Genomic DNA, 17,285 nt, shown 5'->3' on the forward strand with positions numbered 1-17,285 from the left:
ACGGGGCGTTTGCGCGGCTAAAGCGTGTCAATCGCAGTCCAATTTCCAGCAAGAAGCCCGTGCTCATGCCAACGCTGAACGAAATCCGCTCCACCTTTCTGAATTTCTTCGAGCGCCAGGACCATCGCGTGGTCGAAAGCTCGACTCTGGTGCCGCATAACGATCCGACGCTGATGTTCACCAACTCCGGGATGGTGCAGTTCAAGAACTGCTTCACCGGGGTCGAGCATCGCGATTATGTGCGCGCCACCACCAGCCAGAAATGCGTGCGTGCCGGCGGCAAGCACAACGATCTCGACAATGTGGGCTATACCGCGCGGCACCATACCTTCTTTGAAATGCTTGGAAATTTCAGCTTTGGTGACTATTTCAAGGAGCAGGCGATCCCCTTTGCCTGGGATTTGCTGACCCGCGATTTCGGGATCGACAAGTCGAAGCTTCTGGTGACCGTCTACCACACCGATGAGGAGGCGGCGGAGATCTGGAAGAAATACGCGGGCCTGCCCGATGAGCGGATCATCCGCATCGCCACGGATGACAATTTCTGGTCGATGGGTCCGACCGGCCCCTGTGGCCCCTGCACCGAGATTTTCTATGATCACGGGCCCGATATCTGGGGTGGTCCCCCGGGCAGCGCCGATGAGGACGGTGACCGGTTCATCGAGATCTGGAACCTTGTGTTCATGCAGAACGAACGCTTCGAGGACGGCTCGATGCGCGCCCTCGACATGCAGTCGATCGATACGGGCATGGGGCTGGAGCGGATCGGCGCGCTCTTGCAGGGCAAGCATGACAATTACGATACCGACCTCATGCGCAGCCTCATCGAGGCGAGCGCCCATGCCACCAGCCAGGACCCGGACGGGCCGGGGCGTGTGCATCACAGGGTGATCGCCGATCACCTTCGGTCCACCTCCTTTCTCATCGCCGACGGGGTCATGCCCTCGAACGAGGGGCGCGGATATGTGCTGCGCCGGATCATGCGCCGCGCCATGCGTCACGCGCATATGCTCGGGACAAAGGATCCGGTGATGCATCGGCTGGTCCCCGCGCTTGTCGCGAAGATGGGGCAGGCTTTCCCCGAACTCGGCCGCGCACAGGCCCTGATCGAAGAGACTTTGCGGCTGGAGGAGACGCGTTTTCGCCAGACCCTCGAGCGCGGTTTGAAACTCCTCGACGAGGAATTGGCGACCCTTCCCGAGACGGCAGCATTACCCGGTGCCGCGGCCTTCAAGCTCTACGATACCTATGGCTTCCCGCTCGATCTGACGCAGGACGCCTTGCGCGAGAAGGGGCGAAGCGTCGATATCGACGGGTTCGACAAGGCCATGTCCGCGCAAAAGGCCAAGGCCCGTGCGGCCTGGGTCGGCACGGGAGAGACCGCAGATCAAGCGGTCTGGTTCGACATCGCCGAGGAGAAGGGGGTGACCGAATTCCTCGGCTATGACACCGAGAGCGCCGAGGCCCAGATCCTGGCGCTGGTGCAGGAGGGAGCAACGGCGCAGAGCGCGGTCGAGGGCAGGGTCGTTCAGGTTGTGGTCAACCAGACGCCGTTTTACGCCGAAGCCGGGGGGCAGGTGGGCGATACCGGCGTGATCGAGACCGCGACGGGCCGCGCGCGTGTGACGGACACGAAGAAGATCGCAGGCGTTTCTGCGCATCTCGCGGTGATCGAGGCGGGCGAGATCACCGCCGGGCAGGCGGCGCGCCTTTCCGTGGACCCGGCCCGCCGCAGCGCCATCCGCGCCAACCATTCGGCCACGCATCTTCTGCACGAGGCGCTGCGCCGGGCGCTTGGCGATCATGTCGCGCAGCGTGGCTCTCTCAACGCGGCAGACCGCCTGCGCTTTGACTTCAGCCATGCCAAGGCGCTCGACGATGCGGAACGGAGCCGCGTCGAGGCGGAGGTGAACGCGTTCATCCGCCAGAACAGCCCTGTCACCACGCGGATCATGACGCCGGACGATGCCCGCGCCATCGGCGCGCAGGCCCTTTTTGGCGAAAAATATGGCGACGAGGTGCGGGTCGTGTCCATGGGCACGCTGGACGGCTCGGGCAAGGGGGGCAATGGCGCGACCTATTCGATCGAACTCTGCGGGGGCACGCATGTGCGCCAGACCGGTGAGATCGGCACATTCGTCATCGTCGGAGAAAGCGCGTCGAGCGCCGGCGTGCGGCGGATCGAGGCGCTGACCGGGGCTGCGGCCGTCGACTATCTGAGCGGGCAGGCGGCACGGCTCGGGACCGTGGCCGCCGATCTCCGGGCACGCCCAGAGGATGTGCCGGAGCGTGTGCGCATGCTGATGGAGGAGCGTCGCGCGCTGGCCAATGAGGTGGCGCAACTGCGCCGCGAACTGGCCGTGGCGGGCGGCGCGGGGCAGCGGGCGGCCTCCGAGCCGCGCGAGGTGGGCGGCGTGACCTTCCTCGCACAGGTGCTGTCAGGCGTGGAGGGGCGCGATCTTCCTCCGCTCATTGACGAGATGAAAGCGCGGCTCGGCAGCGCTGCGATCTTGCTTATTGCCGATACCGGCGGCAAGGTAGCGGTGGCGGCCGGCGTGACCGGCGATCTGGTGGCCCGCATTTCGGCAGTCGATCTGGTGCGCGCGGCGGTGCCCGCGCTCGGCGGCAAGGGTGGTGGCGGCCGACCCGACATGGCGCAGGGCGGCGGCAGCGATATCGCTGGCGCAGAAGCGGCGATCAAGGCGGCGGAGGCGGTGCTCGTCTCCTGAAAGGAGAGGGAATGAGTGCGTATATCATCGGCCGGATAACGATCAACGATGCGCAGGATTACCAAGCCTATGCCGCACAGACCGTTGCGCTTGCCGAGAAATTCGGTGGGCGCTTCCTTGTCAAGGGCGGCGCGCAGGTGGTTGTCGAGGGCAATTGTCCCGACCGTCATGTGATCATCGCGTTTCCCGACCGCGACGCCGCGCTCGCATTTTACAATTCCGATGCCTATCGCCGCATCCTGCCCCTTGCACTGTCGTCCAGCAGTCGCGACCTTGTCATCGTCGACGGCGTCTGATCCCCGAAAGGACCTGCCCATGCCTGCCCTCTGGATTGCCCATGTCACCGTCACCGATGCCGAGGCCTATGGCCGGTATGCCGCGCTTGCCGGACCGGCGATTGCCAAACATGGCGGTGAGTTCATCGCGCGCGGCGGGCGCTATGTGCAGCTGGAGGGGCGCGACCGGGCCCGTAACGTGGTGGCACGGTTTCCCTCTCTCGAGGCGGCAGAGGCCTGTTACAATAGTCCGGAATATCAGCAGGCGCTCGATCACGCGCGGGGCGCGTCCGAACGCGATCTTGTGATCGTCGAGACCAGTTGAGGCGCAGGCTCAGGTCACCAGACGCAGATGCGCGCGCGGCGCGGTCGTCGGACGCGAGGCAGCTTGCCTGCCCTCGATCACTGAGAATGGCGGCGGGAATGGCACCGGCTGCGCCGGTTTCGTGAGCGGCATGACCTGCGCGCTCTCTATGGTGAAGCGGCGCGCGGGGCGACCGATCGCGCCATGGGTCACAAGGCAGCCGAGCGCGCGCGAGACGTCGCCGAGATCGCTGCGAAGCGGCAGGAGCATCATGGTGCCCGAGAGCGCGGGGCATCCCGGCCCGGCACCGCTCTGAAGCCGGAGGCGCAAACGCGCCGGACCGTCGAAAAGATCGACAAGATGGAGCGCGAAGGCCGCGCGCGCGGCGGGGGCGATGAAGCTGCACAGCGGCATGCCGCGCACCTCCATGCCCATGAGATCGTTCAGATGCATCCCGGCAATGCGCAACCGCACCACCCCCGGCGCGATGCGCTCCGCGATAAAGGCATTGGCAAGAAGCGGCTCGATCCGGCGCGGGTCGATATCGACGCGGCTGGGCACGTCGCGGCCATTGCGGCAGGCGTCCCAATGCGCGTGGAAGGCGCGCAGGTGGGTTTCCATGCAGGGTGCCTCGGGCGCATCGGCACCGTTCGTGTCTCTCTGATCGTCCCACATGCGGCTACCCTCCTGCAAACCCGATGCCCGCGCCCATATCTGCGCGGGTCCGGTAAAAACCCGCTTGCCGGGGCGGGCGACGGGGTGAGATTCGCACAATTTATGGCGCATGTATCTAAAATTCACCGCATCTGGTTAACCCTTGCCGCGTTGCCTGCGAGACGCGCGCCGGGTAGGAAGGGGCGGTTGCAACCTTTGAAAGGGGCCTCTCATGCTGCGTTCGATGACTGCCTTTGCCACCCGGTCGGGTGCCCACGGGAGCGCCTGCTGGGTGTGGGAGATGCGCGGCGTCAATGGCAAGGGGCTCGATCTTCGGTTGCGCCTGCCCGAGGTCGCGGGGCTTGAGGCGGGTATTCGCGCGGCGGCGGGCAAATATCTGGTGCGCGGCAACGTGACGGTGAACCTGCGGTTTCAGACGGCAGCGGCGGAGGGGCTGTTGCTCAACGAGGCGGCGCTGGACGCGGCCCTGGCCGCGCTGGCCGAGACCGAGCGGCGGGCCGATCTTCGCGGCCTGACGCTGGCGCCTGCAACGGCGGCCCAGGTCCTGGCGCTGCGCGGCATATTGGAGCCGGGTGCCATGGTCGCCGAGGAGGAGGACCTTGCCGAGGTCCTGCTGGCCGATTTCGAGCTGTTACTTCTGGATTTCAACGCCATGCGCGCAACCGAAGGGGCCGCGCTGGCGCAGGTCCTGACCGGGCAGATCGCGCGGATCGGGGCGCTGACCGAGGCTGCGGACGGCGCGCTCGTCTCCCGTGCCGGGGCGATTGCCGAGAGCCATCGCGCGGCGTTCGCCCGGGTGATGGAGCAGCCCGCCGAGATCGCGCCGGAACGGATTGCGCAGGAACTGGCGCTGATGGCGGTGCGGCTTGACGTGACCGAGGAACTGGACCGGTTGCGCGCCCATGTGAGTGCTGCGCGGGGGTTGCTGGCGCAGGGCTCGCCCGTGGGGCGCAAGCTCGATTTTCTCAGCCAGGAATTCATGCGCGAGGCCAACACGCTCTGTTCGAAGGCGCAGAATGCGGGGCTTACGGCCATTGGCCTTGATCTCAAGACGGTGATCGACCAGATGCGCGAACAGGTTCAGAACGTGGAATGACTGGCCCGGTCGGATTTCGAGTATTTCTGGAACGATGAAGCCTTACAGGCCCAGCATGGCGCGGATGTCGCGCGGGCTGGCTCCTTCGGCGCGATAGGTGGCGATGGCGCGGGCGTCGTCACGCTTGGCAAGGCGCTTGCCGGTCTCGTCCCGGATCAGGCGGTGATGGTGATAGGCGGGTGTGGGCAGACCGAGGAGACGCTGAAGCAGGATGTGAATTTGCGTGGCCTCGCGGAGATCTTCGCCCCGGATCACATGGGTGACGTGTTGGTCGGCATCGTCGAGCACCACCGCAAGGTGGTAGGACGCGCCCATGTCGCGGCGCGCGAGGACCACGTCACCGACATTTCCGGTCAGGTCATGCACTGTAATCTTGCAGTCGTTATCTTTGTATATCATAGGCTTGTTGATCGATCTTGATGCGCGTTCCATGTCGAGCCGCAATGCCAGATCCGTCGGCATCGTCCCTGCTGGCGGCCGCGTGGGGCGGCAGGTGCCGGGATAGACCAGCCCGTCGGGGCCATGCATCGGCGCGCCCTCCTGGGGGGCGGAGGCTGCGGCGCGGATATCGGCGCGGGTGCAGGTGCAGGGGTAGAGCAGGCCGCGATCCCAGAGCGCTTGCAAAGCGGCGCGGTAGCGCGGCAGGCGGGCCGATTGGCGCAGCACGGGCGCGGGCCAGCCGAGGCCGAGCCAGTGCAGATCGTCAAGGATCCGCGCCTCCCATTCGGCGCGGCAACGCGATTGGTCAAGGTCGTCGATCCGCAAAAGAAACCGCCCGCCCGCCGCGCGGGCCATATCATGTGCCAGCATCGCCGAGAAGGCGTGGCCCAGATGCAGCAGGCCGGTTGGCGAGGGGGCAAACCGTGTTATGAACATGATGACAAGGGTTTACGTGGCAACGCTCATGTCTTGATCCATCAGCCAGCCGGTCCAGGCCGCCTTGGCGCGGTCCGTATAGGCCTTGTAGCGATGCACGCGACCGCGCCGCCCGCCCTTGAGGCCCTCCACGGGTCGGAAGAGGCCGAAATTCACGTTCATCGGCTGAAAGGTCTTGGCCTCCGCGCCGCCGGTGATGTGATGCAGGAGCGCACCCATGGCGCTGTCCTGTGGCACCTCGGGCAAGGAGTGGCCGAGGATTTCGGCGGCGGCCAGCCGCCCCGCGACAAGCCCCATGGCGGCGGATTCCACATACCCCTCGACCCCGGTGATCTGACCGGCAAAGCGGATATGGGGTCGCGTGCGCAGGCGCATCTGCCGGTCGAGAAGCGTGGGGGAATTGAGAAACGTGTTGCGGTGGATCCCGCCAAGTCGCGCGAAACTGGCATTCTCCAGTCCGGGAATCATTTTGAAAACAGATGTTTGAGCGCCATACTTCATCTTGGTTTGAAACCCCACGATATTGTAGAGCGTGCCGAGCGCATTGTCGCGGCGCAACTGAACAACAGCGTGGGCCTTGATATCGGGCTGATGCGGGTTGGTGAGGCCCACGGGCTTCATCGGGCCGTGGCGCAGCGTCTCGCGGCCGCGTTCGGCCATGACCTCGATGGGCAGGCAGCCGTCGAAATAGCCCGCCGTCTCGCCCTCGTGAAATTCCGTCTTTTCCGCTGCCAGAAGCGCGTCGATGAAGGCCTCGTATTGGGCGCGGTCCATCGGGCAGTTGATATAGGCGGTGCGCTCTGCCTCGGTCTCGCCCTTGTCGTAGCGCGACTGCATCCAGGCCTTGGACATGTCGATGCTGTCGAAATGCACGATGGGGGCGATGGCGTCGAAAAAGGCAAGCGCCTCGCGCCCGGTCTCGCGCGCGATGGCGGCCCCGAGCGCGTCCGAGGTCAGCGGCCCGGTTGCGAAAATCCAGTGGCCATCTTCTGGAAGTGACGTTATTTCAGAGCCTTGCACGGTGATCTTCGGATGCGCGCGCAGCCGCTCGGTCACCGCCCCGGAAAAGGCATCGCGGTCCACGGCAAGCGCGCCACCTGCGGGTAGGCGGTGGCGGTCAGCCATCGCCATGATGATCCCGCCCGCCGCGCGCATCTCCCAATGCAGAAGGCCCACGGCGTTCTGTTCGTCATCGTCCGAGCGGAACGAGTTGGAGCAGACCATCTCGGCCAGATCGCCGGTGCGATGCGCGAAGGTTGCCACCTTGGGGCGCATTTCGTGGATCACCACATCCACCCCCAGATTGGCGGCCTGCCAAGCGGCCTCGGCGCCTGCCATGCCGCCACCGACGATATTGAGAACCTGTGTCATGCCGCCCGATCTAGGGGACCCGGCGGGGATTGGAAAGGGGCGTCATTGCTTCCATTCGGGCGCGCGCTTGGCAAGAAAGGCGGTGATTCCCTCATCGGTGTCCGGCTCGAGCATGTTCTCGACCATCACCGCGCTGGTATGGGCATAGGCGTCATCGAGCCCCATCTCCAGCTGTTCGTAGAAGGCGCGCTTGCCGATCCGCACCGCCGAGCCAAGCTTGGCAGCGACGGTTTCGGCCAGTGCCATAACCTCGTCGTCAAGCCGGTCCTCGGGCACGGTGCGGTTGATGAGGCCCAGCGCCTGCGCGCGCTCAGTGTCGATGAAGGCCCCGGTGGTCAGCATCTCGAAGGCCTGCTTGCGCGGCACGTTGCGCGAGAGTGCCACCATGGGCGTGGAGCAGAAGAGGCCGATATTGACGCCATTGACGCCAAAGCGCGTGCCCTGCGCCGCCACCGCCATGTCACAGGACGCCACAAGCTGACAGCCCGCAGCGGTGGCGATGCCGTGGGGCGCGGCGATGACCGGTTGCGGCAGGTCGCGAATCGCCGTCATGACGCTCGTGCAGCGCGCGAAGAGATCGGCGAAATAGGCACGGCCCTTGTCCTCTGACTGGCGTGCGGCCTGCATTTCCTTGAGGTCGTGGCCCGCGCAGAACGCCTTGCCGGTGCCGCGCAGCGTGACGACGCGGATGGTGGGGTCCTCGGCCAAGCGCGCGAATTCCTCCCTGAGGGCGGCGAGCATGGCGTCCGAAAGTGCGTTGAGATTGCCGGGCGAGTTGAGCGTAAGGCGCGCGATGGCCCCCTCATCGGTGCGGTCGAGAATTGACATCTTGTTTCCCTCCTGTGGTTGGGGCCACTCTAACCGCGCAACAGGGCGGAGGAAAGGAATGGACGTGAAGATGACGGCGGATGAGCTGACCGAATTTCTGGCGCGGGAATTTCCGCAGGTGGCGGCGGATTTCGCGATAGAGGACGTGGGCGCGCGGCGCATCAAGGTGCGCCTTGTCGTCGGAGAGCGGCATTTGCGCCCCGGCGGCACGGTGTCGGGGCCGTCGATCTTTGCGCTGGCGGATGTGGCGGTCTATCTTGCGCTTCTTGCCATGATCGGCCCGGAGGCGCTGGCGGTCACGACGAATGCGTCCGTGGATTTCTTGCGCAAGCCTGCGGCGGGGGTTGATCTCATTGCCGAGTGTCGCTTGTTGAAGGTGGGGCGCGTGCTGGCCATCGGCGATGTGCTGATCCATTCGGAAGGCACGGTCGAGCCGGTGGCGCGGGCAAACCTGACCTATTCGATCCCGCCGAAAGGGACGGGATAAGCTGAATCCGAGTTCTATCTTTGCGCGAGCCCGCACCTTGGCTAACGTGTCGGAAAAACCGGGAGGTGAGGCATGAACAGGACACGGCCCCAGGGCGTGCCGGAGATGGGCGAGGTCAGCCTTGCCATGCTGGCCGAGGCGCTGCGCCGGGGATGGGCGGACATGGCCCGTGCGCCGGGTTACGCGCTGCTTTTTGCCGGGGTCTATGTGGCGGTCGGTCTTTTCCTTGCGGGCGTCACGTGGGCGACGGGCAAAAGCTATTGGCTGGTTTTCGCCGCCGTCGGATTTCCCCTGGTCGGGCCCTTCGCCGCCGTGGGCCTATACGAGGTGAGCCGCAGGCTGAGCGCGGGCGAGCCGTTGGTGATGGGGGAGATCCTCGGCGTCATCGCGCATCAAAGGCGGCGGCAACTGCCCTCCATCTGCGCGATCATCATCATGGTGTTCCTGTTCTGGTTCTTTCTGGCCCACATGATCTTTGCGCTGTTTCTGGGACTCTCGACGATGACCAACATCTCCTCGTCCTTCGACGTTTATTTCACATCGCAGGGGCTGAGCATGTTGGTGGTGGGCACGGGGGTGGGTGCCTGTTTCGCGCTGCTGATCTATGCGATCACGGTGATCGCACTGCCGCTTTTGCTGGATCGGGAGGTGGATTTCGTCACCGCGATGCTGACAAGCTTTTCCGTGGTGACGGAAAACCCGGTGCCGATGCTGGTCTGGGCGGTGATGATCGCGGCGCTGACCTTTGTGGCGCTGCTGCCTGCCTTTCTCGGGCTCTTCCTCGTGCTGCCGCTTCTGGGCCATGCGACATGGCATCTCTACCGGCTGATCTGCGAGGCCGCGTAAGCACCGTCAGGGGCACCAGATTTCGGGGCCGCCGGTGATGGCCGGATCGGGGGCGTCGACGGCCTTGGCATCCTTGCGCGCATAGTCGATCCCGGCCAGAAGGTGCCGCATGACCGAAAGATGCGCGCGCCGCTTGTCGTCCGAGCGCACCACGCTCCAGGGCGCGTGCGCCGTGTGGCTCCGGGTCAGGGTCTCGGCGATGGCGGCGCTGTAGGCGTCCCAGCGTTTGAGGCCCTCGACGTCGATCCAGCTCAGTTTCCATTGCTTGAGCGGGTCGCGTTCGCGGTCCATGAAGCGGCGCAACTGCTCGGCGCGGCCCACATTGAGCCAGAATTTGACGAGGTGGATTCCCTCCTCGACCAGCATCCGCTCGAAATCGGGGACCTGCGCGAAGAAGTGCTCGCGCTGCGCCTCGGTGCAGAAGCCGAAGACCGGCTCCACCACGCCGCGATTATACCAGCTTCGGTCAAAGAGCACGATTTGCCCCGCGGCGGGCAGATGGGCGATATAGCGCTGGAAATACCATTGCGTCGCCTCCTGATCCGAGGGCTTGGGGAGCGCCACGACACGTGCGCCGCGCGGGTTGAGGTTCTGCGTGAGCCGCGTGATCGTGCCGCCCTTGCCCGCCGCATCGCGTCCCTCGAAGACCAGCGCCACGCGCGCGCCGCTTTCCCTCACCCAATGCTGAAGCTTCACAAGCTCGATCTGGAGCTTGTCAAAGGCTTTTTCATAGGCTTTGCGCTGCATCCGTTCGGAATAGGGAAAGCCGGGGTCGAGAATATCGTCCTTGTCGGCGCGCGCGATGGCCTTGCGGATCGCCCCGGGCGCTTCGGTCTCGTAAAAGGCGCTGATCGCGCCGTCAAAGGGCAGGTCCATGGGCGGCTCCGGTCGTTTTGTCGGGCAACTATGGCCGCTCAGGGGGCGGGGCGCAATCCGGCGTGCGCGGCGGCGCGGTCGATGGCGGCGGTCACCTGATCGGGGGCGGCGTGATGCGGCATGTGCCCGACACCCGGCAGAACGGTGAGCCGCGCCTCGGGGATGTCCTCCGCCAGTCTCTCGGCATGGATGGCAAGACCCACGGTCGTGTCGCGGTCGCCATGCACGATCTCGGTCGGCGCAGTGATTTTCGCATAAAGCGGGTGCAGGGCCTCGATTTCGCTCAGCAGGTTGGCGCGTTGCAGGGCGTTTTCACGCAGGGTGTCGCGGCGCAGGGTGAGGGCGGCCCCGACATGGGCGATATAGCCCTCGGGCACCACCTGCGGCGCGAAAATGCCCGCAACCGCGCGCTCGACATAGGTATCGGGAACGACTGCCGTGAGGACCGGCGCAAGCAGGGGACCGACCAGAGGATGCGAGAGCAGGCGGTATTCCAGCGGCAGCGCGCTCTGCCACGGGTGCGAGGCCCCGGCCAGGATGACCAGCGCCGCGACATGCTCGGGCCGGGTCACGGCCCAGGCAAGCGCTACCGCGCCGCCATAGCTGTGACCCAGGACGATGGGCCGCTCGGCCCCGAGGGCGGCGGCAGCGGCCTGAAGCAGCGCGGCCTGTTCGGTGATCGACGCACCATCCCCGTCGATCCGGTCGGTATGGCCAAGGCCCGGCCGGTCAAGCACGATCACCCGGTAACGCGCGGCAAGGCGCGGGGCGAGATCGAAGGTCAGGTCGCGCGTATTGCCCGAGGCGCCGTGGATCAGCACGATGTCCGGCCCGTCCCCCATGATCACGGCATGGACGCGATGCCCGTTCACCTCGATGATGCGCCCCTCGGGGGGAAAGGCCGCCTCGGCGCGGCCCTCATGCGCGCGCGCCTTCCACAACACGAAAACGGCCAGACCGGCAAGGAGGGCAAGGAACAGGATCAGCTTCACCGCTCAGATCCGCAGATCGGTCGTTTCCACCCCGATTTTCGTGCTGTCATATGGGGTTGTCTCGTAAATCTCGGAAATCCAGTTGCCATAGAGAAGATGTGCGTGGCTGCGCCAGCGATTGAGCGGCGGCTGCGCGGGATCGTCATCGGGATAGTAGTTGCAGGGCACGTTGATCGGCGTTCCCGCCGCGACATCGCGGTCATATTCCTGTTTCAGCGTGTCGCTGTCATATTCGAAATGGTTGAAGATATAGAGCGCGCGGCGGCCCTGATCCTCGACCAGGCAGGGGCCGACCTCGTCGCTGTCGAGCAGGATCGTCAACCCCGGCACGGCCTCTATCTCGGCGCGCTTCATCTCGGTCCAGCGACTGACGGGGATCACGCAATCATCCGAAAAGCCTCGCAGATAGGGCGATGCGGGCGCGCGGTTGCGGTGCCGGAAACAGCCAAAGGCCTTGGCTTGCAGCATGTGCTTTTTCACGCCGTGGAAATGGTTGATCATCGCCATGCCGCCCCAGCAGACGCCAAAGGTGGAGTGGACATGGCTCTGGGTCCACTCGAACACGCGGGCCAACTCGTCCCAATAGGTCACGGCGTCGAAATCGAGATGCTCGATCGGCGCGCCGGTGATGATGAGGCCATCATACTTGTCGCCCGCTTCCGCGACCTCCGAGAAGGGGCGGTAAAAGCTTTCCATATGCTCGGCGGCGGTGTTCTTGGTCTGGTGCTCGGTCATGCGGATGAGATCGAAGTCGATCTGCAAGGGGGTGGCCCCGATCAGCCGCGCAAACTGGTTCTCGGTCTGGATTTTCTTGGGCATGAGGTTCAAGAGGCCGATGCGCAGCGGGCGGATGTCCTGCCGCGCGGCGTGGTCGGGATCCATCACCATCACGCCTTCGCGCTTGAGCACGTCATAGGCGGGCAGGTTGGCGGGGATCTTGATGGGCATGGGCGTCTCTCGGTGGTTTCAGGCGGTGCGGCGGTCGATGGCGGTGGCGATCAGCGCCTCGAACCGGGCGGCGTCAGAGGCGGCGGCGATCTCGTCGGCGCTCACCCGAACGCCCCATTTCGCCATGCGCTCATAGCGCGGCTGGCGATGCGCGAGCGCCTGCGCATAGGTCCAGCGGATGAAGGCATCCGGATCAACTTCGGCCTCTGAGATTTTGTTTTTGAATAGATATTCCTCCCAGACACGGGACAGGAATTCGGGCTGATAGGCCATCGGCTTGGGGGCGCGGTCAAAGCGGCGGATCAACTCGGCGGTATGCGCCTCGGACCCCTCGATATAGACCAGCAGGCAGTGGCGTGAAAGCTCCGTCAGGATCGGATCGGCGGGATCGTCACCATCCGCCCATTCGCAGATCGACCCGCCCGTGTCGCAGACGAAATGCGGATAGCCATAGAGCCGCTGGCTGCGCTCGATGAAATAGCCGGTGTCCATCAGGGCGCTGATTTCGGCCTGCCGGAACTGTTCCTGCCTCCGGCGATAGTCGGCGATCGGCATCCCGCCCTTGGCACCCGCGCCCGGTTTGCCGAGATAGGTCGAGACCGGTGCAAGGTTGTGGAACGTGATGTTGGAGCCGATGTAAATCGAATCCGTCAAGAGCAACTCGCGCAGGAAGGGCACCTGCATGGCGTGCGCCTTGGCGTTGTCGGTGATGAATTCGCCCATGTAGCGGGTGCCGATGCGGTAATCTATCGAGTAGTGAAACCACCCCCCCGCATCGCGCAGCATCTGCGAGACATGGGTCTTGCCCAGCCCCGACATGCCATAGAAAAGCACCCGCTTTTGCGGGGCGTCGTGCCAATGCCGGGGGGTTGGGTAGATCATCGGTGGCTCCTTTTACCGCGCCTTACCTGCTGGTTTCGCCCGGATTTGGCAAGAGGCCAAAGAAAAACCCCGCCCGGATGAGGGGCGGGGCTGGTCTGTGTCCGAGGGGCGGCGTCAGAACTTGAAACCAACCCTTGTGCCAAAGGCCCAGGCATCGTTATCCGAAAACGCCGTCACCGAGGAATTTGCATCGCCGATGTCGAAATAGCGAATACCGGTTGTGATCTTGATGTTTTCATTTTCGTAGGTCGCGGCCAGCCCGTAGCTGAAATAGCCGTCTTTCCCCGAAAGGTTGCCGACTTGTTCATCTTGATCCTTCTCATACCCGAGAATGAACGCACCCGACCATGTGTCCGAGAACTTGCGTCCGATGCCAAGCTCATAGGTCCAGATATCCTCGGGCTCGCTTGCGATGGGAACATTGACCGCCCCCACACCCGGAACGAACTGGAAGAAGTCCAGAGGTTGAACGGCGAATTTTGTCCACTCACGCCAGCGGACGGAGCCGAAGAGCAGCGTGTTGGCGGCAATTCCTGTCTGCGCGTGCAGCGTGACGGATTGCGGCAGCTCGACCTGGAATGCTGCGCCGTTGTTGTCCTTGAAATCGTGTTCGGTCTTGGACTCGTAGGTCAGCGCGACGCGCAGGGCGATATCGGGGATTTCATATGCCGCGCCGAGCAGATAGCCGACCTGCCAATCCTTGTCGACGCTCAGGGAATAGGGCCCCGGTCCGGCAAGCGGGTTGCCCCCGGTCGCGGGCGACAGAACGAAGAGACTGCCCGAAAGGCCGACATAGCGCAGCCCGCCATAGACGCTGAAACGATCGGTGGCCTTGTAGCGCGCAAGCGCGTTGAAGGCGACCGACTCGACCGAGGCGTTCGAGGTGCCGAAGAATGCGCCGCCCGCGAAGGCGGATGGCCCGTTATAGTTCACGTCGGCCCCCACCGGCTCGTCCATGACGAAGGCGAGCGTGACGCGATCGTTCAGGTCGTGCTTGTAGGCACCGGCGAAGGAGCGATAGCTTTGCTGGATGTTGCCGGGCGCTGCCGTCGGGATACCGGGCCGAGGCGAGCCGGATACCGAAGGATCCACATGCACCGCCGTGAATTCGAGGTAGTTCTTGCTTTTCTCGAACAGGATCATCGACGGATCGCCGCGCCGTTCGATCCCGCCCGCATGGGCAAAGGATGCCGTCATGGCAAGCGCGGTGGCTGCCAGAAGTTGTGTTTTCATTTGTCCCTCTCCTCCAGAAGATTTGAGGTCACATTACCGTCACACCCCCTTCGGTCAATCTTTGACGCCGCGTCACAAATTCCCACTCCTCAAGGGGTTGCGCCGGCGACACAGTTTTGACGCGAGATCACGGGTTCGTGATCACTTATGGCGGGTTTCGTGCCAAAGGTTGAGGTAATTCGCGCCAAAGATCACGACAGCGCCCAGGATCACCCAGATTTCGACCGTCTCGCCGTAGAGGAAAAGCGCGATGACCGCGATGAGCGGCAGGCGCAGGAAATCCACCGGCACCACCACCGTGGCAGGTGCCAGCGACAACGCCGTGGTCAGGCACAGATGCGCCACCAGCCCCGCCACCCCAATGAGCACAAGCCAGGGCAGGGCGGTGGCCGAGGGCAGGGCGATGTCGCCGTCATAGCCCGCACAAAGCAGGCCAAGCCCGATCTGCATGAGCGTCATCCAGAACAGGATCGAGGTGAGGCTCTCGTGACGCGTGAGGCGCTTCGTGGCAAGGATCGACCCGGCAAAGCCGAGGGCCGCACAGGCGGCGGCCAATTGTCCGAGGCCGAGCGTCTCGGGGCTGGGCCGTGTGACCATCAGGATGCCGACAAAGCCGAGCGTCGCCGCCAGCACCCGGATGCGCGTCATCCGTTCGCCAAGCACCAGGGGCGACAGCACCAGCACCCAGAGCGGCGAGGTGAATTCGAGCGCGAAGACCTGCGCCAGCGGAATGAGCGTGATCGCCAGAAACCACAGGTTCTGACCGGTGAAATGGCTCAGATTTCGAAGCGCGTGGAGGCCGAGACGGTCGCGGCGCACCTCGCCCAGGTGCCCGGTCGCGCGCGCCACGATCATCACGATCAGAAAGCCCACGATGGAGCGGTAAAGCATGATCTCGAACGTGTCGTGATCGAGACTGACCGCGCGCCCCGCGACCGCCATGGACGAGAAAGACGCCACCGCCCCCAGCATCCAGAGCGCGGCGCGCAGCGTCTGCGGCGCGGGCAGGGGGGCTGTCATCCTTCGGTCACGGTAAATTCGCGCTGCATATGGCCGGTCGCGCGCCACCAGTCGCTGGCACGGGTGCGTGTCTGGTGGGCGTCGAAAGCGGCGCGGTCGGCAAAGCTCTCGCTGACGGTGAACGCGCCCGGCGCGGTCTCGGTCACGTCGAACGAGAGGCACCCGGCCTCGGCGCGGCTCAGACGGATGTGTTCGGGCAGGGCAGCGCGGGCGATGTCGATCTCATGGGGTGCGCAGGTCATCCGCCCGGTCAGGCGGATCACTCCCATTCGATCGTCCCCGGCGGTTTGGAGGTGATGTCATAGGTCACGCGGTTGATGCCCTTGACCTCGTTGATGATGCGGGTCGCGGTTTCGCCCAGAAATTCATGCGTGAATGGGTAGTAATCGGCGGTCATCCCGTCCACGCTTGTGACCGCGCGCAGCGCGCAGGCGAAATCATAGGTGCGCCCGTCGCCCATCACGCCCACGGTGCGCACCGGCAGGATGGCGACGAAGGCCTGCCAGATCTCGTCGTAAAGCCCATGCTTGCGAATCTGGTCGATGAACACAGCATCGGCCTTGCGCAGGATCGCAAGCTTTTCGCGCGTTATCTCGCCGGGGCAACGGATGGCAAGGCCGGGGCCGGGGAAAGGGTGACGCCCGATGAAAGAGGCGGGCAGGCCCAATTCGCGGCCGAGGGCGCGCACCTCGTCCTTGAAGAGTTCGCGCAGCGGCTCCACGAGTTTCAGGCCCATCTTTTCCGGCAGGCCGCCGACATTGTGGTGCGATTTGATCGTGACCGAGGGGCCGCCCGAGAACGACACGCTTTCGATCACGTCCGGATAAAGCGTGCCCTGCGCCAGAAATTCCGCGCCGTCGATCTGCCCGGCGTATTTCTGGAACACGTCGATGAAGAGACGGCCGATAATTTTTCTCTTGGTTTCCGGGTCACTTACGCCGTCAAGCTCACCCAGAAAAAGCTCTGCCTCGTCGGCATGGATCAGCGGAATGTTGTAGTTGTCGCGGAACATGGCGACGACCTCTTCGGCCTCGCCCTGCCGCAAGAGACCGTGATCGACGAAGACACAGGTCAGTTGATCGCCGATCGCCTCGTGGATCAGCACGGCGGCGACCGACGAATCAACGCCCCCCGACAGCCCGCAGATCACGCGGCGGTCGCCAACTTGCGCACGGATTTTCGCAATCGCCTCTTCGCGATAGGCACCCATGGTCCAGTCGCCCTTGAACCCGGCCAGACGCACGAAATTCTCGTAAAGCCGCGCGCCGTTCGGGGTGTGGTGGACCTCGGGGTGAAACTGCACCGCGTAAAAGCGGCGGTCGCGGTCGGCGGTGATGGCGAAGGGGGCGCCGGGCGAGGTGCCCAGAACCTCGAACCCCGGAGCGATTTCAGAGACATGATCGCCATGGCTCATCCAGACCTGCTCGCGCGCGCCGTCGGCAAACCAACCGCCCGTGAAATCGCTCTGCACCCCGGTGGGGGTGACGAAGGCGCGGCCGAATTCGGCGGTGGCGTGCTCTCCGGCCTCCACCTTGCCGCCAAGGTCCTGCATCATCACCTGCTGGCCGTAGCAGATCCCGAGGATCGGCACACCGAGATCATAGACCGCGCGGGGCGGCCGGGGCGATCCCTCTCGCGTCACGCTGTCAGGTCCGCCCGAGAAGATCACCGCGCGCGGGGCGATGTTCTTCAACAGCGCTTCATCCACCTTCTGATAGGGATGGATTTCGCAATAGACGTTCAACTCGCGCAGGCGACGCGCAATCAGCTGCGTCACCTGGCTGCCGAAGTCGATGATGAGAAGGCGGTCATGAATGATCTGGCTCATGTCCCGCCCAATAATGTGC

18 protein-coding genes are annotated in these 17,285 nt (G+C 64.6%); 6 read left to right on the forward strand and 12 right to left on the reverse strand.

Translation table 11 applies throughout. From position 1 onward, the window contains the following. Positions 1-65: 65 nt before the first annotated feature. The 3 genes from alaS to ACSSV8_RS02395 are packed head-to-tail and all read left to right on the forward strand — an operon-like array spanning position 66 to position 3,329. Entirely contained in the window at positions 66-2,729 is a 2,664-nt protein-coding gene (alaS, locus tag ACSSV8_RS02385) for an alanine--tRNA ligase (protein WP_454281385.1), read from the forward strand. Positions 2,730-2,740: 11 nt separating this feature from the next. Beyond that, positions 2,741-3,025, forward strand: coding sequence for a DUF1330 domain-containing protein (locus ACSSV8_RS02390; protein WP_354537044.1), 285 nt, complete (start codon positions 2,741-2,743; stop codon positions 3,023-3,025). Between the two features lie 19 nt (positions 3,026-3,044). Continuing rightward, the gene (locus tag ACSSV8_RS02395; protein WP_354537045.1) at positions 3,045-3,329 is read left to right on the forward strand and encodes a DUF1330 domain-containing protein; all 285 of its coding nucleotides are present in this window, start codon (positions 3,045-3,047) and stop codon (positions 3,327-3,329) included. A gap of 9 nt (positions 3,330-3,338) precedes the next feature. Here the strand turns inward: ACSSV8_RS02395 and ACSSV8_RS02400 are convergent, their stop codons facing one another. Then, on the reverse strand, positions 3,339-3,983 hold the full coding sequence (locus ACSSV8_RS02400; protein WP_454281386.1) for a PAS domain-containing protein: 645 nt from the start codon (positions 3,981-3,983) through the stop codon (positions 3,339-3,341). A gap of 211 nt (positions 3,984-4,194) precedes the next feature. Here ACSSV8_RS02400 and ACSSV8_RS02405 point away from each other — a divergent pair, with 211 nt between their 5' ends. Beyond that, positions 4,195-5,079: a YicC/YloC family endoribonuclease gene (locus tag ACSSV8_RS02405; protein ID WP_454281387.1), complete on the forward strand. Its 885-nt coding sequence runs from the start codon at positions 4,195-4,197 to the stop codon at positions 5,077-5,079. A 42-nt stretch (positions 5,080-5,121) separates the two neighbouring features. Here ACSSV8_RS02405 and gluQRS read toward each other — a convergent pair whose 3' ends face one another. From gluQRS to ACSSV8_RS02420, 3 genes are read right to left on the reverse strand one after another with little or no spacing between them, the layout of a single operon-like run. Further along, a complete protein-coding gene (gluQRS, locus tag ACSSV8_RS02410; protein ID WP_454281388.1) occupies positions 5,122-5,955 on the reverse strand; it encodes a tRNA glutamyl-Q(34) synthetase GluQRS in 834 nt (277 codons plus the stop codon). 12 nt (positions 5,956-5,967) lie between these two features. Next, positions 5,968-7,326, reverse strand: coding sequence for a methylenetetrahydrofolate--tRNA-(uracil(54)-C(5))-methyltransferase (FADH(2)-oxidizing) TrmFO (gene trmFO / locus ACSSV8_RS02415; RefSeq protein ID WP_454281389.1), 1,359 nt, complete (start codon positions 7,324-7,326; stop codon positions 5,968-5,970). Between the two features lie 42 nt (positions 7,327-7,368). Continuing rightward, complete coding sequence (locus tag ACSSV8_RS02420) at positions 7,369-8,154, reverse strand: enoyl-CoA hydratase (protein WP_454281390.1); 786 nt, start codon at positions 8,152-8,154, stop codon at positions 7,369-7,371. Positions 8,155-8,212: 58 nt separating this feature from the next. On the opposite strand from ACSSV8_RS02420, the gene ACSSV8_RS02425 reads away from it, so the two are divergent. Together ACSSV8_RS02425 and ACSSV8_RS02430 are read left to right on the forward strand one after the other, a co-directional pair. After that, on the forward strand, positions 8,213-8,641 hold the full coding sequence (locus tag ACSSV8_RS02425; protein WP_354537051.1) for a PaaI family thioesterase: 429 nt from the start codon (positions 8,213-8,215) through the stop codon (positions 8,639-8,641). Positions 8,642-8,713: 72 nt separating this feature from the next. Continuing rightward, the gene (locus ACSSV8_RS02430; protein ID WP_454281391.1) at positions 8,714-9,487 is read left to right on the forward strand and encodes a DUF2189 domain-containing protein; all 774 of its coding nucleotides are present in this window, start codon (positions 8,714-8,716) and stop codon (positions 9,485-9,487) included. 6 nt (positions 9,488-9,493) lie between these two features. Here the strand turns inward: ACSSV8_RS02430 and ppk2 are convergent, their stop codons facing one another. From ppk2 to guaA, 8 genes are all read right to left on the reverse strand, one after another. Next, positions 9,494-10,363, reverse strand: coding sequence for a polyphosphate kinase 2 (gene ppk2, locus ACSSV8_RS02435; protein WP_454281392.1), 870 nt, complete (start codon positions 10,361-10,363; stop codon positions 9,494-9,496). A gap of 38 nt (positions 10,364-10,401) precedes the next feature. Beyond that, the gene (locus tag ACSSV8_RS02440) at positions 10,402-11,355 is read right to left on the reverse strand and encodes an alpha/beta fold hydrolase (RefSeq protein ID WP_454281393.1); all 954 of its coding nucleotides are present in this window, start codon (positions 11,353-11,355) and stop codon (positions 10,402-10,404) included. A gap of 3 nt (positions 11,356-11,358) precedes the next feature. Further along, positions 11,359-12,303 (reverse strand): homoserine O-acetyltransferase MetA, encoded by a 945-nt coding sequence (gene metA / locus ACSSV8_RS02445; RefSeq protein WP_454281394.1) that lies wholly within the window; start codon positions 12,301-12,303, stop codon positions 11,359-11,361. An 18-nt stretch (positions 12,304-12,321) separates the two neighbouring features. Beyond that, entirely contained in the window at positions 12,322-13,185 is an 864-nt protein-coding gene (locus ACSSV8_RS02450; RefSeq protein ID WP_454281395.1) for an ATPase, read from the reverse strand. 114 nt (positions 13,186-13,299) lie between these two features. Continuing rightward, entirely contained in the window at positions 13,300-14,418 is a 1,119-nt protein-coding gene (locus ACSSV8_RS02455) for an OmpP1/FadL family transporter (protein WP_454281396.1), read from the reverse strand. A gap of 141 nt (positions 14,419-14,559) precedes the next feature. After that, on the reverse strand, positions 14,560-15,438 hold the full coding sequence (locus ACSSV8_RS02460) for a DMT family transporter (RefSeq protein ID WP_454281397.1): 879 nt from the start codon (positions 15,436-15,438) through the stop codon (positions 14,560-14,562). Beyond that, on the reverse strand, positions 15,435-15,707 hold the full coding sequence (locus tag ACSSV8_RS02465; RefSeq protein ID WP_454281398.1) for a putative quinol monooxygenase: 273 nt from the start codon (positions 15,705-15,707) through the stop codon (positions 15,435-15,437). Before ACSSV8_RS02465 ends, ACSSV8_RS02460 begins: the two co-directional genes overlap by 4 nt. Continuing rightward, on the reverse strand, positions 15,698-17,266 hold the full coding sequence (guaA, locus tag ACSSV8_RS02470; protein WP_454281399.1) for a glutamine-hydrolyzing GMP synthase: 1,569 nt from the start codon (positions 17,264-17,266) through the stop codon (positions 15,698-15,700). Before guaA ends, ACSSV8_RS02465 begins: the two co-directional genes overlap by 10 nt. Positions 17,267-17,285 lie beyond the last annotated feature (19 nt).

It is taken from the genome of Roseovarius sp. MBR-79 (assembly GCF_053628555.1).